Annotated in this window: 19 protein-coding genes; 12 read left to right on the forward strand and 7 right to left on the reverse strand. The window is 69.1% G+C overall.

From position 1 onward, the window contains the following. Window positions 1-14 precede the first annotated feature (14 nt). The 3 genes from AC1D2O_RS21820 (at window position 15) to AC1D2O_RS21830 (ending at window position 3,307) form a co-directional block, all read left to right on the forward strand. Window positions 15-1,184 (forward strand): BMP family ABC transporter substrate-binding protein, encoded by a 1,170-nt coding sequence (locus tag AC1D2O_RS21820; protein ID WP_478092142.1) that lies wholly within the window; start codon window positions 15-17, stop codon window positions 1,182-1,184. A 69-nt stretch (window positions 1,185-1,253) separates the two neighbouring features. After that, on the forward strand, window positions 1,254-2,255 hold the full coding sequence (locus tag AC1D2O_RS21825; protein WP_478157894.1) for an aromatic ring-hydroxylating dioxygenase subunit alpha: 1,002 nt from the start codon (window positions 1,254-1,256) through the stop codon (window positions 2,253-2,255). Then, the gene (locus tag AC1D2O_RS21830) at window positions 2,255-3,307 is read left to right on the forward strand and encodes an adenosine deaminase (RefSeq protein ID WP_478157895.1); all 1,053 of its coding nucleotides are present in this window, start codon (window positions 2,255-2,257) and stop codon (window positions 3,305-3,307) included. Before AC1D2O_RS21825 ends, AC1D2O_RS21830 begins: the two co-directional genes overlap by 1 nt. Window positions 3,308-3,325: 18 nt before the next feature. Here AC1D2O_RS21830 and AC1D2O_RS21835 read toward each other — a convergent pair whose 3' ends face one another. Further along, window positions 3,326-4,678 (reverse strand): threonine/serine exporter family protein, encoded by a 1,353-nt coding sequence (locus AC1D2O_RS21835; RefSeq protein ID WP_478093352.1) that lies wholly within the window; start codon window positions 4,676-4,678, stop codon window positions 3,326-3,328. A gap of 169 nt (window positions 4,679-4,847) precedes the next feature. Here AC1D2O_RS21835 and AC1D2O_RS21840 point away from each other — a divergent pair, with 169 nt between their 5' ends. Beyond that, entirely contained in the window at window positions 4,848-5,942 is a 1,095-nt protein-coding gene (locus AC1D2O_RS21840) for a BMP family ABC transporter substrate-binding protein (RefSeq protein WP_478093353.1), read from the forward strand. A gap of 40 nt (window positions 5,943-5,982) precedes the next feature. Here AC1D2O_RS21840 and AC1D2O_RS21845 read toward each other — a convergent pair whose 3' ends face one another. After that, window positions 5,983-6,864 (reverse strand): LysR family transcriptional regulator, encoded by an 882-nt coding sequence (locus AC1D2O_RS21845; RefSeq protein WP_478093355.1) that lies wholly within the window; start codon window positions 6,862-6,864, stop codon window positions 5,983-5,985. 100 nt (window positions 6,865-6,964) lie between these two features. Here AC1D2O_RS21845 and AC1D2O_RS21850 point away from each other — a divergent pair, with 100 nt between their 5' ends. Next, complete coding sequence (locus AC1D2O_RS21850) at window positions 6,965-7,567, forward strand: short chain dehydrogenase (protein ID WP_478157896.1); 603 nt, start codon at window positions 6,965-6,967, stop codon at window positions 7,565-7,567. A 12-nt stretch (window positions 7,568-7,579) separates the two neighbouring features. Here the strand turns inward: AC1D2O_RS21850 and AC1D2O_RS21855 are convergent, their stop codons facing one another. Both AC1D2O_RS21855 and AC1D2O_RS21860 read right to left on the reverse strand, forming a co-directional pair. Next, a complete protein-coding gene (locus AC1D2O_RS21855) occupies window positions 7,580-8,242 on the reverse strand; it encodes an acyltransferase (RefSeq protein WP_478157897.1) in 663 nt (220 codons plus the stop codon). Next, a complete protein-coding gene (locus AC1D2O_RS21860; RefSeq protein ID WP_478093058.1) occupies window positions 8,239-9,384 on the reverse strand; it encodes a glycosyltransferase family 4 protein in 1,146 nt (381 codons plus the stop codon). Before AC1D2O_RS21860 ends, AC1D2O_RS21855 begins: the two co-directional genes overlap by 4 nt. Window positions 9,385-9,567: 183 nt before the next feature. Between AC1D2O_RS21860 and guaD the strand changes: the two genes are divergently transcribed. The 4 genes from guaD to AC1D2O_RS21880 all read left to right on the forward strand — a co-directional run bounded on the left by guaD (window position 9,568) and on the right by AC1D2O_RS21880 (window position 13,979). Next, window positions 9,568-10,857, forward strand: a complete 1,290-nt coding sequence (gene guaD, locus AC1D2O_RS21865; RefSeq protein WP_478093060.1) for a guanine deaminase — start codon at window positions 9,568-9,570, stop codon at window positions 10,855-10,857. A 55-nt stretch (window positions 10,858-10,912) separates the two neighbouring features. After that, window positions 10,913-11,479 carry a dCTP deaminase gene (gene dcd / locus AC1D2O_RS21870; protein ID WP_286371529.1) on the forward strand — a complete coding sequence of 189 codons (567 nt, stop codon included), beginning with the start codon at window positions 10,913-10,915 and terminating at the stop codon, window positions 11,477-11,479. Between the two features lie 67 nt (window positions 11,480-11,546). Beyond that, on the forward strand, window positions 11,547-12,422 hold the full coding sequence (gene ypfJ / locus AC1D2O_RS21875; protein WP_478093062.1) for a KPN_02809 family neutral zinc metallopeptidase: 876 nt from the start codon (window positions 11,547-11,549) through the stop codon (window positions 12,420-12,422). A 90-nt stretch (window positions 12,423-12,512) separates the two neighbouring features. Continuing rightward, window positions 12,513-13,979 carry a DEAD/DEAH box helicase gene (locus AC1D2O_RS21880; protein WP_478157898.1) on the forward strand — a complete coding sequence of 489 codons (1,467 nt, stop codon included), beginning with the start codon at window positions 12,513-12,515 and terminating at the stop codon, window positions 13,977-13,979. 8 nt (window positions 13,980-13,987) lie between these two features. Here AC1D2O_RS21880 and AC1D2O_RS21885 read toward each other — a convergent pair whose 3' ends face one another. Beyond that, a complete protein-coding gene (locus AC1D2O_RS21885; protein ID WP_478090038.1) occupies window positions 13,988-14,830 on the reverse strand; it encodes a symmetrical bis(5'-nucleosyl)-tetraphosphatase in 843 nt (280 codons plus the stop codon). 23 nt (window positions 14,831-14,853) lie between these two features. Between AC1D2O_RS21885 and AC1D2O_RS21890 the strand changes: the two genes are divergently transcribed. From AC1D2O_RS21890 to AC1D2O_RS21900, 3 genes are all read left to right on the forward strand, one after another. Then, entirely contained in the window at window positions 14,854-16,167 is a 1,314-nt protein-coding gene (locus tag AC1D2O_RS21890) for a hemolysin family protein (RefSeq protein ID WP_478090037.1), read from the forward strand. 100 nt (window positions 16,168-16,267) lie between these two features. Continuing rightward, window positions 16,268-17,647, forward strand: a complete 1,380-nt coding sequence (gene yjjJ, locus AC1D2O_RS21895) for a type II toxin-antitoxin system HipA family toxin YjjJ (RefSeq protein WP_478090036.1) — start codon at window positions 16,268-16,270, stop codon at window positions 17,645-17,647. Window positions 17,648-17,691: 44 nt separating this feature from the next. Further along, window positions 17,692-18,825: a zinc-binding dehydrogenase gene (locus tag AC1D2O_RS21900; protein ID WP_478090035.1), complete on the forward strand. Its 1,134-nt coding sequence runs from the start codon at window positions 17,692-17,694 to the stop codon at window positions 18,823-18,825. Window positions 18,826-18,881: 56 nt separating this feature from the next. On the opposite strand, the gene AC1D2O_RS21905 is transcribed toward AC1D2O_RS21900, so the two are convergent. Further along, window positions 18,882-19,337 carry a flagella synthesis protein FlgN gene (locus tag AC1D2O_RS21905; RefSeq protein WP_478157899.1) on the reverse strand — a complete coding sequence of 152 codons (456 nt, stop codon included), beginning with the start codon at window positions 19,335-19,337 and terminating at the stop codon, window positions 18,882-18,884. Next, window positions 19,334-19,612, reverse strand: a complete 279-nt coding sequence (flgM, locus tag AC1D2O_RS21910; protein WP_478090033.1) for a flagellar biosynthesis anti-sigma factor FlgM — start codon at window positions 19,610-19,612, stop codon at window positions 19,334-19,336. The genes AC1D2O_RS21905 and flgM overlap by 4 nt, the downstream gene beginning before the upstream one ends. Window positions 19,613-19,625: the final 13 nt, after the last annotated feature.

The following is a 19,625-nucleotide window of genomic DNA, read 5'->3' on the forward strand; positions in this document are numbered from 1 at the left end:
GAGGATGTCAAACAATGAATGATCTGAACAAGCGTTCCCTGCTCAAGCTGGCCGCCGTCACGGCGGTCGCTTCGGCCGCCCTCATCGGCTGCGGCAAGAAGGAAGAAGCAGCCGCGCCGGCCGCCGCACCCGCGGCCCCGGCGCCGAGCGCTGCGGCACCCGCGCCGGCGGCACCGCTGAACATCGCTTTCGCCTACGTCGGCCCGGTCGGCGACGGCGGCTGGTCGTTCGCGCACGACAACGCGCGCAAGGCGGTCGAGAAGGAATTCGGCGACAAGATCAAGACCACCTTCGTCGAGAGCGTGCCCGAGAGCGCCGACGCCGAACGCGTGTTCCGCGACATGGTCAGCCAGGGCAACAAGCTGATCTTCGGCACCACCTTCGGCTACATGGAGCCGATGCTGAAGGTCGCGGCGGACAACAAGGAAGTCAAGTTCGAGCATGCCACCGGCTACAAGACGGCCGAGAACATGCGCACCTACGACAGCCGCACCTACGAGGGCGCCTACATGGCCGGCGTCATCGCGGGCTCGATGACCAAGAGCAACACGCTGGGCGTGGTCGGCTCGGTGCCGATCCCCGAGGTGCTGCGCAACATCAACAGCTTCACGCTGGGCGCGCAGTCGGTCAACCCGAAGGTCACGACCAAGGTGGTGTGGGTCAACGAATGGTTCAGCCCGCCGAAGGAAACCGAAGCCGCCACCGCGCTGATCAACGGCGGCGCCGACGTACTGTTCCAGAACACCGATTCGCCGGCCGTGCTCAAGACCGCGCAGGAAAAGGGCAAGCGCGCCTTCGGCTGGGATTCCGACATGACCGCCTACGGCCCCAAGGCCCACCTGGGCTCGGCCGTGATCAACTGGGCACCGTACTACACCAAGGCGGTGCAGGAGATGCTCGACGGCAAGTGGGTCACCGGCCAGACCTGGTGGGGCGTGAAGGAAGGCGCGATCGACCTGGTGTCGATCGCCGAGGACGTGCCGGCCGAGACCAAGGCCAAGATCGAGGAAGTCAAGAAGGGCCTGAAGGACGGCAGCTTCTCGATCTGGAAGGGCCCGATCGTCGACCAGGACGGCAAGGAAGTGGTGGCCGCCGGTGCGGTGGCCGACGACAAGTTCCTGAGTGGCGTCAACTTCTACGTCAAGGGCGTCGAAGGCAAGGTGCCGGGCGGCGAAAAGAAGTAATCGAAGGCCCCGGATTCCGGTGCGAAGGGTTGTCCTTGGGGCAACCCTTTTTTCGTTTGAGGTTCCACGATGATTGAAAGACGACTCTGGCATCCGGTGGTGCTGGCGGACCAGGTACGGGACGCGCCGCTGGCCGTGCGACTGCTCGGCGAAGACCTGGTGCTGTGGCGCGACGAGGCGTCGGCCGTTCACGCCTGGGCGGACCGCTGTCCGCACCGCGGCGCGCAGCTCTCGCTGGGCCGCGTGGTGGCCTGCGAAGGCGGTGGCGCGCGCCTGGAATGCCCGTACCACGGCTGGCGCTTCGAGGCCGGCGGCCGCTGCACCCGGGTGCCGGCGCTGCCGGACTTCGTGCCGCCGGCCACGCACCGCGTCACCGCCCATGCGGCGCGCGAAGCGCAAGGGCTGGTGTGGGTCCGGCTCGAGGCGGCGGAGGCGGGCGATGAAGCGCCGCCCGCTTTCGCCGCGGAGGACGACCCGCGCCTGCGCAAGCTCAACTGCGGCCCCTACGAGGTCGAGACCAGCGCGCCCCGGCTGGTGGAGAATTTCCTCGACATGGCGCACTTCGGATTCGTCCACGAGGGCTGGCTCGGCGCCCGCGGGATGACGGCGATCGACGACTACCGGGTCGAGCCGACGCCGCGGGGCCTGCTCGCGACCGGCTGCAAGGCCTGGCAGCCGCAGTCGACCGTCCATTCGACCGCGCCGGCGCAGGTCGAGTACAGCTACGAGGTCATGGCCCCCTATGCCGCGGTGCTGACCAAGGTGCCCGAGGCCGCGAGCGTCGGCATCGACGACTACCGCGAATCGATCGCGCTCTACATCTGCCCGGTCGACCCCGAGCGCAGCCGGGTCTGGTTCCGGTTCGCGACCGCCGACTTCGAGCGCGACGACGCGGCGCTGCGGGCCTTCCAGGACACGATCTTCCTGCAGGACAAGCCGGTGCTCGAATCGCAGCGGCCGCGCCGCCTGCCGCTGGACCTGCGGGCCGAACTTCACACGGTGGCCGACAAGGCCTCTTCCCTCTACCGCCGCCACCTGAAGACGCGCGGCATCACCTTCGGAGTCTGCTGATGAACCCGCCCCGCCGCACCGTTCCCGACATCGCCGCCGACCGCCTGCCCGCGCTGCTGCGCGCCATGCCCAAGGCCGAACTGCACATCCACATCGAGGGTTCGCTCGAGCCCGAGCTGATCTTCGCGCTGGCGCAGCGCAACGGCGTCGCCATCCCCTATGCGAGCGTGGAGGCGCTGCGCGCCGCCTATGCCTTCACCAACCTGCAGACCTTTCTCGACATCTACTACGCCGGCGCCAGCGTGCTCCTGAAGGAGCAGGATTTCTACGACATGGCCTGGGCCTACCTGGAGCGCGCGGCGGCCGACAACGTGCTGCGCACCGAGATGTTCTTCGACCCGCAGACCCACACCGAGCGCGGCGTCGCGATGCAGACCGTGATCGACGGCCTGCACCGCGCCTGTGTCGACGCCAAGGCGAAGCTCGGCGTCGATGCCGCGCTGATCCTGTGCTTCCTGCGCCATCTGAGCGAGGAGGATGCCTTCGCCACGCTCGAACAAGCGTTGCCTTTGCGCGACCGCTTCATCGGCGTCGGCCTCGATTCGAGCGAGCTCGGCCATCCGCCCGAGAAGTTCGCGCGCGTGTTCGCGCGCTGCCGCGAACTCGGCTTCCACCTGGTCGCCCATGCAGGCGAGGAGGGACCGCCGGCCTATGTATGGAGCGCGCTCGACGTGCTCAAGGTCGAGCGCATCGATCACGGCGTGCAGAGCACCAAGGACGCCGCGCTCATGAAGCGGCTGGCCCAGGACCGCATTCCGCTGACCGTGTGTCCGCTCTCCAACCTCAAGCTCTGCGTCTTCCCCGACCTGGCGCAGCACAACTTGCGCGCCTTGCTCGACGCCGGGCTGGTGGCGACCGTCAACTCGGACGACCCGGCCTACTTCGGCGGCTACCTGAACCAGAACTTCACCGAGACCTTCGCCGCCACCGGCCTCACCGCGCAGCACGCCTGGCAGCTCGCGGCCAACAGCTTCGAGGGCAGCTTCGTCGACGCCGCCGCGAAGCGGGCCTATGCCGACCGGCTCGACGCGGTGTTCGAATCTTTCGCCTGAGCCCCACGCTCCGGACGTTCAGCGGCGCAGGCGCAGGTAGCGCAGCATGACGTCCGCCATCGTGCCGGCGCGCTGCAGCACCGGCTCGAACAGCGCGTTGTAGACGCCGGTGCCGATCACCGAGCCGAGCGCGATCGCCACGATCGAGAACAGCGTCGCGATGAAGTTCTCGAGCCCCGCGAGCCGGTCGTTGCCGACCAGTTCCGCCATGCCGATCAGGCCCAGCGAGCCGGGGACCAGCAGCCACAGCGCGGGCGTGAAGGTCACCATGGACGGCGGGCCGCCCAGCCGGTACTGGACCATGTAGGAGGCCGGCGTGATCAGCAGCGCGGCGACGAAGCCGCTCATGTAGCCGCCGAAGACCGCGTTGCCGACCAGCTGGCCGGCCTGTGCGACGCACAGCAGCGCCAGCAGCCAGGGCAGGGTGCTCAGGCGGGCCGAATAGTGCAGCGTGTGGCCGATGCCGAACAGGAACACCCCGAGCCACGGCGCCCAGGCGCGGACGGCGGCGTCGGCCACCGGCACCAGCAGCGTGTCCGGCGGCAGGCCGATGATCGAAGCGGCCGCCAGCATGCCGAGCACCAGGAACACCAGCTGCAGCAGGCCGGAAACGAGGCGGGTGCCGCCCGAGACCACGTCCCCATAGGCCAGCTCGATGGTGGCGATGGCGAGCGTGCCGCCGGGCAGGAAGGTGACCAGCGACGCCACCAGCACGTAGATCGGGCTGGCCGCGAAGCCGTGGCGGGCGGCCAGCAGCGACACCAGCGTCACCACGAAGGCCGCCACCGTGGGCAGCAGCGTGGTGATGACGCCGCGGTTGCGCGCCAGCACCTTGAGCACGCCGACCACCAGGCCGAAAAAGGCCGCCGCACCCACCACGTCGGCCGAGGGCCGCAGCACCAGCGCGATGCCCACGGTCACCAGCACATGGCCCAGCACCCCCCACGCCAGGCCGAGCGGCGGCTGCATCGCGAGGATGGCGTTGATGCGCTTGAGCCCTTCGGCGGGATCGATCGGCGCCCGCTCGGCATCGCGCGCCAGCTCGTAGGCGGCCTCGATCTGGTCGAATCGCAGCACCAGGCCCTGCTCGGCGGTGAATTCGATCTGCTGCACCTCTTCGTCGGCGAAGTTCACGAACACCACGGTGGGCAGCGCCAGCACGTTGAAATGGTCGACCTTGTAGGTCTGCGCCAAGCGCCGCAGGCTGGTCTCGACCACGCCCGCCGCGGCCCCGGTGGCCAGCAGCAGGTGGCCCAGGCGCAACAGGAAGCGCAACAGGCGCCGGCGCTCGCGCAGCTGGCGCTCGGCGTCGGCCGGCGAGACGGTGGCGACAACTTCGGCGGTGCCCGGCATCGTGGCGTCTATCGCCATGCGACGTGGGTCCGGGATCGATGGCATCGGTGTGATCGCTGCATGAGTGCCCATCCTTGGTGCCCGCATTCTGCCGCGCCAGGGCGCGGCCGAGGCTGCGGGTAAAATCGCTTCCGGCGCTGCTGCCCCGCAGCGTCTCTTTCATTCTGGGGCCATGTAGAGGAACACCATGTACAAAAACCTCGCAGCCGCGCTTGCGGCCGCCTGTTTTTTATCGCCTTCTTTTTCCCAACCCGCGCCGGCGGCCGATCCGTTGAAGATCGGCTTCGTCTACGTCGCGCCGGTGACCGACGCCGGCTGGGTCCGCCAGCACGAGGACGGCCGCAAGGCGGTCGAAGCCGCGCTCGGCGCCAAGGTGAAAACCACCTATGTCGAGAACGTCGCCGAGGGCGCCGACGCCGAGCGCGTGATCCGCGACCTGGCGCGCCAGGGCAACAAGCTCATCTTCACGTCCAGCTTCGGCTACATGGAGCCGACGCTCAAGGTGGCGCGCGACTTCCCCGACGTGAAGTTCGAGTCGATCACCGGCTACAAGACCGCGCCCAACGTGGCGATCGCCAACGCGCGCTACTACGAGGGCCGCTACCTGGCCGGCGTCGCCGCCGGGCGCCTGACGAAGACCCACGTCGCGGGCTACGTCGCCGGCTTCCCGATCCCCGAAGTGCTGCAGGGCATCAACGCCTTCACGCTCGGCATGCGCTCGGTCGATCCGAAGGCGCAGGTCAAGGTCGTGTGGCTCGATGCCTGGGTCGATCCGCCGAAGGAGCGCGACGCCGCGATGACCCTGTTCAACCAGGACGTCGACGTGATCGCCTTCCACACCGGCTCGACCGCGGTCATGGCCGCGGCGCAGGAGCGCGGCATGATGGCGGTGGCCTACCACTCCGACATGCGCAAGGTCGCCCCCGACGCGCAGATCGTCGCCGTCACCCACCAGTGGGGCAACTACTACACCGAGCGCGCCCGCGCGGCCCTCGACGGCAGCTGGAAGAGCGGCAGCGTCTGGGGCGGCGTCAAGGAGGGAATGATCCGGGTCGGCGACTTCGGCCCCAAGGTGCCGAAGGCGGTGCAGGACGAGGTGCTGGCGCGCCAGACGGACATCGCGGCCGGCCGGCTGCAGCCTTTCCGCGCCGCGGCCGACGTGCGCGACAACGAGGGCCGGGTGGTGATCGCGAAGGGCCAGGCCCTCGACGACGAGCAGATCCTCAAGATGAACTGGCTGGTCGAAGGCGTGCAAGGCAAGGTCGCGCGCCGGACGCCCTGAGCGGCCTCCGGCCGGGGCCGGGCCGGCCCTGGGGCGACGGTCAACCCAGCCGATCCACCACGAAGTCCACGAAGCTGCGCAGTTTGGCGCTCGGCCGCGCCTCAGGCAGCCGGACGATGTACACGTCGCTGGCCGGCAGCTCCCAGTCCGGCAGCAGTTGCACGACCTGGCCCGCTGCCAGCGCCGGGGCGAGCAGCGGTTCGGCCTGGACGATCACGCCGACGCCCTGGATGGCCGCGGTGAGCAGCGCCTGTCCGTTGTTGCTCACCAGCGGGCCGTTGACCCGCACGTGCACGGTCTCGCCCTCGCGCGTGAAGCGCCATGAATGCGCCGGGCCCCAGGCCGCGAAGGACAGCAGCGGCAAGGTCTCCAGCGCCGAGGGATGACGCGGCGCCCCGTGGCGGGCGACGAAGCCCGGGCTCGCGACCGCGAACAGGCGCGAGCGCGCCAGCGGGCGCGCCACCCACCGGTCGTCCACCGGAGCGCCCGAGCGCACGCCGCAATCGAAGCCTTCCTCCGCCAGGTCGATCACCCGGTCGTTGAGATGGAGCTCCACCCGCACCTGTGGATGGGCCGCCATGTAGTCGCCGATGACCGGCATCAGCCGCTGCGCGCCGTAGGCCACAGGCGCCGTGACCCGCAGCGTGCCCTGCGGCACCGCGCGCAGCGATTCGGCCACTCCGTCGGCGGTGTGCACGCTGGCGAGCACGTCGCGGCAGCGCTCCAGGTAGGCCGCGCCGATCTCGGTCAGCCGGTGGCGGCGCGTGCTGCGCTCGAGCAGGCGCGCGCCGAGCTGGGTTTCGAGGGCCTGGATATGCTTGCCGACCATCACCGCCGAGAGGTCCAGGGTCCGTGCGGCGCCCGCGAAGCTGCCGGCATCGATGGCGGCAACGAAGACTTCCATGGCGCGCAGTTTGTCCATATTCCGAACTATAAGTTTCGAATGAGCGAAGCCAAAGACCGTTTATCGAATCAAGCATTCGTAAAACAATGGCTTTTGTCTCATTGATCTGGAGTTCCCCATGAAGATTCTTCTTGTCGGCGCGAGCGGCGCCGTCGGCAGCGCGGTCGCGTCGGCCCTGGCGTCCCGGCACGAGGTCGTCGGTGTCGGCCGGCGGCATGGCGCCCACCCGGTCGACATCACGAGCGATGCCAGCGTGACCGCGCTGTTCGATGCGGTCGGTCCGGTCGACGCGATCGTCTCGGCCGCAGGCGGCGTGTTCTTCGGCCCGCTGGAGGCGATGCGCCCGGTCGATTTCAACCTCGGCCTGCAGGACAAGCTGCTCGGCCAGGTGCGGCTGGCGCTGCTCGGCCAGCACGCGCTGCGCGACGGCGGTTCGATCACGCTGACCACCGGCATCGTGGCCGACGAGCCGATCCGCCAGGGCGCCAACGCGACCGCGGTCAACGCGGCGGTCGAGGGCTTCGTGCGCGCGGCCGCCATCGAGCTGCCACGCGGCCTGCGCATCAATGCGGTCAGCCCGACGGTGCTGACCGAATCGCTGGCGGACTACGGCGACTTCTTTCCCGGCTTCGAATCGGTGCCCGCCGCGCGCGCGGCGCTGGCCTACGTCCGCAGCGTCGAGGGGGCGCAGACCGGGCGCGTCTACCGGGTCTGGCCATGAGGTGCGGGCGGGTCAGTCGACGAAGCCGCTGGCGCGATGGAAGTAGGCGGCGTCGGTGGGAAGGCCCTTGACCCGCACCGCCGGCTGGCCCGCATAGACCGCGAATTCCTCGGTGTGGGCCTTGTTGAGGACGGAGCCCGCGCCGAGCACCGATCGGTCGGGCAGCGCCGCGCCGCCGAGCACCGTGACCCGCGTTCCGACCAGGCAATAGGCACCGATGCGGATCGGCTTGCAGTCCTGCCGGCCGTCGACCACGTGGATGCCGTGCGTGATGAGCTGCGAGTGGTAGCCCGCGATGGTGGTGAAGGCGCCGATCTCGATCCTGTCGGTGCAGTCGATGATGTGCGACTTCGTGATCGCGGCGTGCTCGCCGAGCACGAGCACCGGATCGCGCTGCGTTCGGTGCCTGAAGTGCCCGCCCGCGAGCGCATGCCCGGTGATCCAGTTGGAGCGCTCGATGATGGAGTGCGCGCCGCACTCCAGCCGTTCCAGATGGATGGCGACGTTCAGGTGGCCGATGTAGGCGCCTTCCCCCATGACCAGCCGGCCCGGAAAGATGTAGGACAGGCCGATGCGCGCGCCGTCCGCGATCTGGTAGCCCCAGAAGCGGCGCAGCACCCAGCGCTTCAGCACCCAGGGAAGGAACACCACCCCGAGAGACAGCGCCTTTCTCACGGCTGCTGCCCGCGTTGTTCGATCGCGCGCCGGTAGGCGGCCACGTTGCCGGCGGCCATCTGCGCCGGGGCGTAGAGCCCGGCGTTGGCGAGACCCTGGCGGCGCATCTCTTCCAGGCGGGGCGCCGCGCGCTCGATCGCGGCGGCCATGGCGGCGGGATCCTTGGGGTCCATGTAGACGGCGCCGTTCCCGCCGATCTCGTTCATCGGCGCGAGATCGGAGGTGAACACCGGGCAGCCGCACGCCTGCGCCTCGATCACCGGCCACCCGAAGCCTTCCTGAAGCGAAGGAAAGAGCAAGGCCGTCGCGCTGGCGTAGACCGCGCGCAGCGCCTGGTGAGAGAGGCCTTGCACCGCCGTGATGCGGTCAGCGACGCCATGCTGGCGCGCCAGCTCGACCAGATCGGGCCCGGGCTCGGGCCCGACGAAGACCAGCCGCTCGACCATGGCGGGCCTGCCCTCGGCGGCCGCGCGCTGCCGCAGCGCGATGAAGGTCTCGAGCACCCTGCGGCGGTTCTTGCGGGGCAGCTCCAGGCCGACGTGGAGCAGGTAGGGTTCCCCGGCAGGGATCCCCAGGCGTGCGACCAGCGGCTGCGCCTCTTCGGGCGGTACCGGAGAAAAATCGTCGTTCAGTCCGTGGCGTGCGGTCGTCACCCTCGACGCCCGGACCACGTCCAGGGCGATCAGTTCGCGCCGGGTCAGGTCCGAAGCGCAGGCCACCACGTCGGCGCGCGCCAGTCCCTTGACGATCAGGCGCTGGAACAGCCGGCCGCTCCAGCCGACGTTCCAGCCCTCGACCATCCCCTGGGCGGCCTGCACCGCGATCACGTCGTGGCAACTGATGACATTGGGCCTGCTGTCGACCCATGGGATGTACATCGCGTTGGAATGGTCGGTCACGTGGACGACATCGGCCCAGCGCGCATGGCGCGCCAGCGAGGGGATGAAGAGAATGAACTTGTCGATGTAGCCGAACCACTTGCGCCAGCGCCCCGAGCCGGCGAAGCGCTGCACGCGCGGGGGCGGGGCGACCACGCGCACCTCGCAGCCGAGGCGCGGAAGCTCGCGTTCGAGCACACGCCGGAAGGCGAGCATGCTGGTCTGGGCGTCGGGTTCGTAGTTCGCGACGAGAAGCACTTTCATCGTTCGGGGGGGTCGCTGGCGTCGCGAGCTGTCATCCTGTAAGAAAAAGGGTTGCGGGATTATGTTCGACCGTTGACCGCATCGGCGCCGACAGTCACGCGGGCAATCGGACTCTTTGTGACATATAGCCCCCATACTGGCAAGCACATTGCAGACGGGCGTTCCCGCCTTACCCTCGGGGCCATGCAAGCCTACCGTGCCTCCCTTTTGCGATTCGACGCCGCCGGCCAGCCGGTTTTCGACTCCGACGGCCTATTGGTCGTCGGCCCCGACGCCCAGGGTCGCCAGCGGGTGCTGGACGCCGGCGCCTTCGCCGACGTCGCGGCCCGCCACCCCGCCGTGCCCGTCACCCACTGGCCGGGACGGATCCTGGCACCGGGTTTCGTCGACATGCACATCCATTTTCCGCAGACCGACATCATCGGCGCGCCCGCCGACGGACTGCTGCCCTGGCTCGAGAACTACACCTTCCCGGCCGAGAGCCGGTTCGCCGATCCGGTCCATTCGGCCGAGGTGGCGGAGGTGTTCTTCGACGAACTGCTGCGCAACGGCGTCACCACCTCGCTGACCTTCGCGACCTCGCACCCGCAGTCGGTCCAGGCCTTCTTCGAGGCGGCCCGGCGGCGCCAGCTGCGCATGATCACCGGCAAGGTGCTGCAGGATCGCCATTCGCCGGACGGCGTGCGCGACGAGACCGAACAAAGCCTGATCGACACCGAGGCGCTGATCCGCCAATGGCACCACCAGGACCGCCTGGGCTACGCCATCACCCCGCGCTTCGCCCCCACCAGCAGCGATGCGCAACTGCGCGGTGCGGGCGAGCTGGCGGCGAAATATCCCGACACCTGGATTCATTCGCACGTGGCCGAGAACAAGGACGAGATCAAGTGGGCGCGCGAGCTGTTTCCGAAGGCCCGTTCGTACCTCGACGTCTACGCGGGCTTCGGCCTGATGCGCGAGCGTGCCGTCTACGCCCACTGCATCCATTTCGACGACGACGACCGGCGCCTGATGCGCGAGACCGGCACCGCCTCGGCCGTCAGCCCGACCAGCAACCTGTTCCTCGGCAGCGGCTTCTTCGACTTCGAGGGCGCCGACCGCATCGGCTACCCCTACGGCCTGGCCAGCGACGTCGGCGGCGGCACCAGCTTCAGTCCGTTCGCGACCATGCTGGCCGCCTACTACGTCGGCCGCGAGGGCCAGACCAAGCCCGGCGTCAGCATCGCGCCGTCGCAGCTCTGGTGGCGCCACACGGGCGGCGCGGCGCGTGCGCTGGGCCTCGACGGCGTCATCGGCAACCTGCAGCCGGGCTGCGAGGCCGACTTCCTGGTGATCGACCCGAAGGCGACGCCGCTGCTGGCACGCAAGACGGCGCTGGCGAACAGCCTCGAGGAACTGCTGTTCTCGCTGATCGTGCTGGGCGACGACCGGCTGATCGAGCGCACGGTGATTTCCCAAGCCTTGCCGGGCTGAGCGGACCCAGGGGGCGCCGCTGCCTAGAATAGCGGCCCCTAGGAAGGACCCCGACATGAGCATCAAGAGCGACAAGTGGATCCGGCGCATGGCCGAGAAGAACGGCATGATCGAGCCCTTCGAGCCGGGCCAGATCCGCGAGCAGGACGGCCACAAGATCATCAGCTACGGCACCTCGAGCTACGGCTACGACATCCGCTGCGCGCCCGAGTTCAAGGTCTTCACCAACATCCACAGCACCGTGGTCGACCCGAAGAACTTCGACGAGAAGAGCTTCGTCGACTTCCACGGCGACAGCTGCATCATCCCGCCCAACAGCTTCGCGCTGGCGCGCACGGTCGAGTACTTCCGCATCCCGCGCAACGTGCTGACCATCTGCCTGGGCAAGAGCACCTATGCGCGCTGCGGCATCATCGTCAACGTCACGCCCTTCGAGCCCGAGTGGGAAGGCTATGTCACGCTGGAATTCAGCAACACCACGCCGCTGCCGGCCAAGATCTACGCGGGCGAGGGTTGCGCCCAGGTGCTGTTCTTCGAGAGCGACGAGGTCTGCGAGGTGAGCTACAAGGACCGCGGCGGCAAGTACCAGGGCCAGCGCGGCGTCACCCTTCCGAAAGCCTGAGCACGAGGGTCTTGGCGAGCGCGTACCATTCCGCGATGGCCGGCTGGCAGGCCGCAAGGAGCGCGACATGAGATGGGAAGGCAACGAACAATCCGACAACGTCGAAGACCGCCGTGAAGGCGGTGGCGGGGGCGGCCTGCCGATCGGCGGGCGCGGAATCGGCATCGGTACCATCGCGGTGGCCTTGATCGCCGGCTGGGTCTTCGGCATCAATCCGCTGACCGTGCTGGGCCTGCTGAGCGGCGGCGAACCGGCACCGCAGGTGCAGCAGCAGGGGCCGGCCCACAAGCCGCCGCCCGAGGATCGCGAGGCCGCCTTCGTCTCGACCGTGCTGAAGAACACCGAGGTGGTCTGGAGCGAGCTCTTTCGCCAGAACGGCGGCAGCTATGCGCCCGCGCGGCTGGTGCTGTTCCGCGGCGCCACGCCGACCGCCTGCGGCACCGGGCAGTCGGCCATGGGGCCCTTCTACTGCCCCGGCGACCAGAAGGTCTACATCGACCTGGGCTTTTTCGACACGCTCAAGAACCAGCTCGGTGCGCCCGGCGTGTTTGCGCAGGCCTACGTCATTGCCCACGAAATCGGCCACCACGTGCAGGACGAACTCGGCATCACCGGCAAGGTCGACCAGATGCGCGGTCGCCTGAGCCCGGCCCAGAACAATGCCATGAGCGTGCGCGTCGAACTGCAGGCCGACTGCCTGGCCGGCGTCTGGGCCCACCACTCGCAGCAGTCCAAGCAGTGGCTGGATCCCGGAGACATCGAAGCGGCCATGAATGCCGCCCAGAAGATCGGTGACGATGCCCTGCAGCGCTCCGCCGGCCGTGCCGTGGTGCCCGACAGCTTCACCCACGGCACCAGCGCCCAGCGCCAGCGCTGGTTCGGTGCCGGCTACAAGTCCGGCAACATGCAGGATTGCGACACTTTCGCCTCCAAGGCTCTCTAGGGCTGTTCACACTGTTTTCGGGGCGGCAAAAGCGGCAGTTACCGTGCTGTCACAGGCGTTTTTCGCCAAAGTGCGACAATCGAGGGCTTCATGACAAGCTCCTTCTCCAATCTTTCCCTGGCCGAACCCCTCGCGCGCGCCGTCGCCGAGATGGGCTACGAGACAATGACGCCGATCCAGGAACAGGCCATTCCGGTGGTTCTGTCGGGCCAGGACGTGATGGGTGCGGCGCAGACCGGCACCGGCAAGACGGCGGCGTTCTCGCTGCCGCTGCTGCAGCGGATGCTCAAGCATGAGAACACCTCCACGTCGCCCGCGCGCCATCCGGTGCGCGCGCTGGTGCTGCTGCCCACGCGCGAACTGGCCGACCAGGTCGCCCAGCAGGTCAAGCTCTACGCCAAATACACGAACCTGCGCAGCACGGTGGTGTTCGGCGGCATCGACATGAAGCCCCAGACCCTCGAGCTCAAGAAGGGCGTCGAGGTGCTGGTCGCCACGCCGGGCCGGCTGCTCGACCACATCGAGGCCAAGAACGCGGTGCTCAACCAGGTCGAGTACGTGGTGCTCGACGAGGCCGACCGCATGCTCGACATCGGCTTCCTGCCCGACCTCCAGCGCATCCTGTCCTACCTGCCCAAGCAGCGCACCACGCTGCTGTTCTCGGCCACCTTCTCGCCCGAGATCAAGCGCCTGGCGAGCAGCTACCTGCAGAACCCGGTCACGATCGAAGTGGCGCGGCCGAACGAGACGGCCTCCACGGTCGAGCAGCATTTCTACAGCGTCAGCGATGACGACAAGCGCCGCGCGCTCAAGCAGATCGTGCGTCAGCGCGGCATCACGCAGGCCTTCGTCTTCGTCAACAGCAAGCTGGGCTGCGCCCGGCTGGCACGCTCGCTCGAGCGCGAAGGCCTCAAGACCACGGCGCTGCACGGCGACAAGAGCCAGGACGAGCGCCTGAAGGCCCTGGCGGCCTTCAAGGCCGGCGAGGTCGACCTGCTGGTCGCCACCGACGTCGCCGCCCGCGGCCTGGACATCAAGGACGTGCCGGCGGTGTTCAACTTCGACATCCCGTTCAACGCCGAGGACTACGTGCACCGCATCGGCCGCACCGGCCGCGCCGGTGCTTCGGGCCTGGCGGTGAGCTTCGCCAGCGGCGGCAACGACGTCCGCCTGGTGGCCGACATCGAGAAGCTGATCAAGAAGAAGATCGAGCTCGAGCCGGTCGAGTTCGAGGAAGACCGTCCGCGCGGCCGCATCAACGACGGGCGCCGCCATTGGCGCGAAGAGGGCGAGGCCGGCGACGCGCGCGACGTGCTCGACACCCTCGAGCGTCCGCGCGAGCGCGCCGATTCGCGCCCGGTGCGCAGCACCCGCCCGCACCGCGCGCCCGCCGGGCCGCGCGACCCCTTCTTCGAGCAGCCCTACGAGGCGCCCGTGCGCGAGGCCGAGCCGGCCTGGGAGGCCGCCGCCAAGGCCGCCCCCGCGCGCGGCATCTCGGCCAACATCAAGACCAAGCGCAAGGTGGCCGCGCTGTTCAAGGCCACCGAAACCAGCTGATCCGTTGATCAGCCCGGCTGCCGGGCTTGCGGGCAGCCGACTTGGATCAGCTCCCGGTCCCGCAGCGTCGCACCGATGCGCACCGCGCTGAGGCAGCCGCCCCAGACGCAGCCGGTGTCGGTCGACAGCAGGTCGGGCCGTGACAGCCAGCCGAGCGTCGACCAGTGTCCGCAGGCCACGGTGGCCGAGGCCGTCCTGCGGCCGGGCACGTCGAACCAGGGCATGAAGCCCTCGGGCGCGGCCGCCGCGCCGTCCTTGCTTTCAAACTCCATCTCGCCCTCGGCCGTGCAGAAGCGCAGCCGGGTGAGGGCATTGACGATCACGCGCAGCCGCTCGCTGCCCGAGAGGGCATCGCTCCATTGCGCGGGTTCGTTGCCGTACATGGTCCGCAGGAAGTCGACCAGCGACGGGCCGCGCAGCACCGCCTCGAGTTCGGCCGCGCAGGCCATCGTGTCCTCGACGCTCCATTGCGGCAGCACGCCCGCATGCACCATCAGCAGGTCGCCGCCGCCCACGCGCTGGTGCAGCGCCATCGGCTGCTGGCGCAGCCAGTCGAGCAGCGCCGCGCGGTCGGGCGCATCGAGCACGCCGGCCAAGGTGTCCCTGCGGCCGTGCTTTTGCGCACCGTGGGCGACCCCGAGCAGGTGCAGGTCGTGGTTGCCCAGCACGCTCCGCGCTGCCGCGCCGTAGCCCTGCACGCGCCGCAGCACCTCGAGCGAGGACGGCCCGCGGTTGACCAGGTCGCCCAGCAGCACCAGGGTGTCGCGGCTGGGGGAAAAAGCGATGTCGTCGAGAAGGCGCCGCAGGGGCTCGTCGCAGCCCTGCACGTCACCGATCAAGTAAAGTGCCATGATCCCCATTCTCTCCCGCCTTCATGGACGTTTTTCTCCTGGCTTTGCTGACCACGCTCAACGCGTTGTTCGCAATGTCCGAAATGGCCCTGTCCACCAGCCGCCGCGCACGCCTCGCGGCGCTGGCCGAGACCGGGGACGCTGGCGCCGTCGCGGCGCTCAAGCTGATGGAGGATCCGACGCAGTTCCTGTCCAGCGTGCAGATCGGCATCACGTCGATCGGCATGCTCAGCGGCATCGTCGGCGAGGCGGCCTTCGCGGAGCCGCTCGCCGAGTGGATGCGCAAGATGGGCATGGGCTTCGGCACTGCGAGCGTCGCGTCGACCGCGGTGGTGGTGAGCTGCATCACCTTCTTCACGATCGTCTTCGGCGAGCTGGTGCCCAAGCGCATCGGCCAGCTCTACCCCGAGCCGGTGGCGCGCTTCGTGGCCCGGCCGATGCGCGGCCTCGCCACCGGGGCCAAGCCCTTCGTGCTGCTGCTGTCGAGCGTCACGGCCGCCATTCTGAAGCTGCTGCGCATCGACTCGAACGCGGCGCGGGTGGTGACCGAGGAAGAGATTTCCGCCAGCCTGGAAGAGGGCGTCGACGCCGGCGTGATCGAGATGCACGAGCACCAGATGGTGCGCAACGTGTTCCACCTGGACGACCGGCGCCTGTCGTCGCTGATGGTGCCGCGGGCCGACATCGAATGGCTCGAGGCCTCGTCCACGGTGGCCGAGAGCCTGCAGACGGTGTCGGCGGCCGGCGCGCTCAACCTGGTGCATTCCTGGTACCCGGTGTGCCGCAACTCGCTGGACGACGTGGTGGGCGTGATCAGCGTGGCCCACCTGTTGCGTCTGGGTCCCGCGCACGAGGGCCCGGTGGAGCAGGCGGCCCAGCCGGCCGTGTTCGTGCCCGAGACGCTGACCGGCATGGAACTGCTCGAGCAGTTCCGCTCGCGCGCCGGCAGGCTGGTCTTCGTGGTGGACGAGTACGGCGTGGTGCAGGGCCTGATGACGCCGCGCGACCTGCTGGAGGCGATCACCGGCGAGCTGCAGGTGGCGACGCATGCCGAAGCCTGGGCCCGCGAGCGTCCCGACGGGGTCTGGGAACTCGACGGGCTGATGCCGGTCTCGGAACTGCGCGCGCGGCTGGGCATCCGCGAGCTGCCGGACGAGGATCGCGGACGCTACAACACCGTGGCGGGGCTGCTGATGTTCGTCTCGGGCCAGCTGCCGGAGGTTGGCGAGCGGATCGACTGCGCGGGCTGGTGCTTCGAGGTGGCGGCGCTGGAGGGCAGGCGGATCGACCGGGTGCTGGCATTCCCGGACGCGGGGGCGGCCGATCTGGCGCCTTGAGCTTCGAATCGCTCGAGAATCTTCTCAAAAAACAGGGTCATGACGCTGAATTCTCCTGTGGGAGAATGAAAAGAATCTTCTCAAGAATCTTCTCATAGTCATGGAATCCCGCCATCGCGCCGTCCCCGACCGATTGGGCGCCGCGCTGGCGCGACGCCCGAGGGCCAGTGCGGCTGAACTGGCTGGTGAGATGGGCGTCAGCGTGCCAACCTTGCATCGCCTGCTGCAGGCGCTCGGCGACCGTGTCGTGAGCGGCGGCAAGGCGCGCCGCGCACGCTATGCCTTGAGGCGTCCGCTGCGCGGCGACCCCTCCGATCTGCCCTTGTACGCCATCGATGGCGACGGCCGGGCCACGCTCGTCGCGCGCCTGGCACCCTTGGCGCCGCAGGGCGCGCTGATGCCGATCGAGGCCGCCGGCTGGCCGGTGGTCGACGAGGCGCGGGACGGCTGGTGGGACGGGCTTCCCTATCCGCTGTACGACATGCGGCCCCAGGGCTACATGGGACGTCAGTTCGCGCGCGCGGAACATCAGCGGCTGGAGGTGTCGGCGGACCCGGGCGAATGGTCGGACGATGACATCCTGTTCGTCCTGAGTCGCAGCGGCTCGGACGTGAGCGGCAACCTGATCCTGGGCGACCTGGCCTGCGAGCGCTGGCTGCAGGCCAAGGGTTCGGAGCCCGAGCCGATTCCGGGCGCCAAGGTCGGCGCCGCCTACGCGCGGCTGGCCGAACAAGCCATCGCCCAGGGCGTGCCGGGATCGAGCGCTGCGGGTGAGTTTCCCAAGTTCTCGGCGCTGCGAGACCTGGACGGACAGGCGACGCCCCATGTGCTGGTGAAGTTCTCCGGGGCCGACGGCTCGCCCGCGGTGCGGCGCTGGGCCGACCTGCTGGTGGCCGAGCACCTGGCGCTGGAATGCGCCGCGACGATGCCCGGCGTCGAGAGCGCGCGCAGCCGCGTGGTCGCCCAGGCGGGCCGCACCTTCCTCGAGGTGGAGCGCTTCGATCGCCTCGGCAGGTTCGGCCGCAGCCGCCTCGTGAGTCTCGACACGGTCAATGCCGCGTTGATCGGGGAAAGTGCGGTCGACTGGACCCGCCTGGCGGCCCGGCTGGCCGGCCTCGGATGGCTCTCGGCGCAGGATGAATTGCGCATTCAGCATCTCTGGTGGTTCGGACGGCTGATCGCCAACAGCGACATGCATCTGGGCAACCTCAGTTTCCGGCCGCAAGGCGCCCTGGCGCTGGCGCCGGTCTACGACATGCTGCCGATGCTCTATGCGCCGCTGGCCGGCGGGGAGTTGCCGGGCCGGGAGTTCCAGCCGCCGCTGCCCTTGCCCGCCCAACGCGCTTCATGGACCGCCGCTTGCGAGGCGGCACTGATGTTCTGGAGGCGGGTATCCGCCGACAGGCGCATCAGCGAAGCCTTCCGCAAGCTCAGCGCGAACAACGCCGTGCTGCTGCGGCAGCGCGCCGAGCAAGCCTGATCCACCGCTCCTATACTGGCCCGCCCAGCCCGGAGACACCCCCCATGACCCTGCCCGCCACCACCCTCCAGCTTCGCTCCCTCGTCAGCCGCAACGGCGAACTGACGCTGTCCCTGAACGAGGAGGCGATCCCCCAGCCCGCCGCCCACGAAGTGATCGTACGGGTCGAGGCCGCACCCATGAATCCGTCGGACCTTGGCCTGCTGTTCGGCGCCGCGGACCTGCGCACGGCCAAGGCGTCGGGCACGGCGTCGAGGCCGGTCGTCACCGCCAGCATTCCGGAGGCCGCGAGGAAGAGCGTGGCCGGACGCCTGGACCAGTCGATGCAGATCGGCAACGAGGGTGCCGGCGTGGTCGTGGCCGCCGGTGCCTCGCCGGAGGCCCAGGCGCTGCTCGGCAAGACCGTGGCGGTGCTCGGCGGCGCGATGTACACGCAGTACCGCTGCATCGCCGCCGCCCAGTGCATGCCGCTGGCCGAAGGCACGACCCCGGCCGAGGGCGCGTCCGCCTTCGTCAACCCGCTCACCGCGCTCGGCATGGTCGAGACCATGCGGCGCGAGGGCCACAAGGCGCTGGTGCACACGGCCGCGGCCTCCAATCTCGGCCAGATGCTGAACCGGATCTGCCTGAAGGACGGCATCGCCCTGGTGAACATCGTGCGCAAGAAGGAGCAGGAAGACATCCTGCGCGCGCTCGGTGCCAAGTACGTGTGCAATGCCGCCTCGCCGACCTTCATGCAGGAGCTGACCGATGCGCTGGTCGCCACCGGCGCCACCCTGGCCTTCGACGCCATCGGCGGCGGCACGCTGGCGGGCCAGATCCTGACCTGCATGGAAGCGGCGCTGAACAAGACCGCGGTCGAGTACAGCCGCTATGGTTCTCCCATCCACAAGCAGGTCTACATCTACGGGGGCCTCGACCGCGGGCCGACCGAGTTCACGCGCGGCTTCGGCATGGCGTGGGGCATGGGCGGCTGGCTGCTGTTCCCGTTCCTGCAGAAGATCGGGGCCGACGGGGCGGCGAAGCTCAAGGCGCGCGTGGCGGCCGAGCTCAAGACCACGTTTGCGAGCCGCTACACCGCGGAGCTCTCGCTGGTCGAGGCGCTGAGCCTGGACCGGATCGCGGTCTATTCCCGCCACGCGACCGGCGAGAAGGCCCTGCTGAATCCCAATAAATAGCGATATTGCCCTCCGCTCCCTCACTGCGTGGGGGCGCTGCCCCCAAGACCAGGACGCTACCCCAGGGCGAGGCGGTTGCCGCCGCCGCTCGCCGTCTTGCGAGCACCGTCCGGGCCATAGAACAGCTGGACGCTCGATTGCAGGAAGTGCAGGGCGCGCTGCGTGAAATCGAGGTGTGAGTGCACCATCGAGCCGTTGCGCAGATTGCGTGCCTTGGCCTCATCGGCCAGCGCCAGCAGGCAGACCCAGGCTTGGCGCGTGGGCTCGCCGGCGGCCGCCGCGGCCGCATCGGCGCCGTCCGGTCCGGGTTCGAATCCCAGCGCCACCTGTGCGGTTTCGCGCTGGCGGTCCAGCGTGGCCATGCGGTCCAGCAGCGCGACTTTCTGTTCGGTGAGCGCGGGCAGTTCGCCAAAGCGGGCATTCGCCATGGCTTGCTCTTCCTGGTCGAGGACGCCCAGGAACTCCTCGACGCAGGATTTTTCTGCGTGCAGGTAGAGCAGCATGGTGTTCATGGCTTCAGGCCAGGGTCGAGCAGGTCGCGCACGCTGGCCAGCAGGCCGCTGGCGATCCGCTCGGGGTGGACCTCGTAGCGACCGGCGCGGATGTCCTCGCGGATCGCCGCGACGCGGGCAGCGTCGAAGTCACTGCCACCGGGCGCGCTGGGCATGGCGTGAACCTGTCCCGTGACCGGCGCCGCGGCGCTGGCGACACCGCTCTTGGAGGCGGCAGCCGCCTTGGCCGGGCGGTTGAAAGGCGTGGCCGAGGGGCCGGGGGGATCGATTTTCAAGATGATTCCTCAA

Source organism: Variovorax sp. P1_G12 (assembly GCF_056405555.1).

What these genes read in the sequence shown, in the direction of transcription:
- AC1D2O_RS21820 (WP_478092142.1), top strand. Translation starts at nt 15, where the DNA reads ATGAATGATCTGAACAAGCGTTCCCTGCTCAAGCTGGCCGCCGTCACG.
- AC1D2O_RS21825 (WP_478157894.1), top strand. Translation starts at nt 1,254, where the DNA reads ATGATTGAAAGACGACTCTGGCATCCGGTGGTGCTGGCGGACCAGGTA.
- AC1D2O_RS21830 (WP_478157895.1), top strand. Translation starts at nt 2,255, where the DNA reads ATGAACCCGCCCCGCCGCACCGTTCCCGACATCGCCGCCGACCGCCTG.
- AC1D2O_RS21835 (WP_478093352.1), bottom strand. Translation starts at nt 4,678, where the DNA reads ATGGCGATAGACGCCACGATGCCGGGCACCGCCGAAGTTGTCGCCACC.
- AC1D2O_RS21840 (WP_478093353.1), top strand. Translation starts at nt 4,848, where the DNA reads ATGTACAAAAACCTCGCAGCCGCGCTTGCGGCCGCCTGTTTTTTATCG.
- AC1D2O_RS21845 (WP_478093355.1), bottom strand. Translation starts at nt 6,864, where the DNA reads ATGGACAAACTGCGCGCCATGGAAGTCTTCGTTGCCGCCATCGATGCC.
- AC1D2O_RS21850 (WP_478157896.1), top strand. Translation starts at nt 6,965, where the DNA reads ATGAAGATTCTTCTTGTCGGCGCGAGCGGCGCCGTCGGCAGCGCGGTC.
- AC1D2O_RS21860 (WP_478093058.1), bottom strand. Translation starts at nt 9,384, where the DNA reads ATGAAAGTGCTTCTCGTCGCGAACTACGAACCCGACGCCCAGACCAGC.
- guaD (WP_478093060.1), top strand. Translation starts at nt 9,568, where the DNA reads ATGCAAGCCTACCGTGCCTCCCTTTTGCGATTCGACGCCGCCGGCCAG.
- dcd (WP_286371529.1), top strand. Translation starts at nt 10,913, where the DNA reads ATGAGCATCAAGAGCGACAAGTGGATCCGGCGCATGGCCGAGAAGAAC.
- ypfJ (WP_478093062.1), top strand. Translation starts at nt 11,547, where the DNA reads ATGAGATGGGAAGGCAACGAACAATCCGACAACGTCGAAGACCGCCGT.
- AC1D2O_RS21880 (WP_478157898.1), top strand. Translation starts at nt 12,513, where the DNA reads ATGACAAGCTCCTTCTCCAATCTTTCCCTGGCCGAACCCCTCGCGCGC.
- AC1D2O_RS21885 (WP_478090038.1), bottom strand. Translation starts at nt 14,830, where the DNA reads ATGGCACTTTACTTGATCGGTGACGTGCAGGGCTGCGACGAGCCCCTG.
- AC1D2O_RS21890 (WP_478090037.1), top strand. Translation starts at nt 14,854, where the DNA reads ATGGACGTTTTTCTCCTGGCTTTGCTGACCACGCTCAACGCGTTGTTC.
- yjjJ (WP_478090036.1), top strand. Translation starts at nt 16,268, where the DNA reads ATGGAATCCCGCCATCGCGCCGTCCCCGACCGATTGGGCGCCGCGCTG.
- AC1D2O_RS21900 (WP_478090035.1), top strand. Translation starts at nt 17,692, where the DNA reads ATGACCCTGCCCGCCACCACCCTCCAGCTTCGCTCCCTCGTCAGCCGC.
- AC1D2O_RS21905 (WP_478157899.1), bottom strand. Translation starts at nt 19,337, where the DNA reads ATGAACACCATGCTGCTCTACCTGCACGCAGAAAAATCCTGCGTCGAG.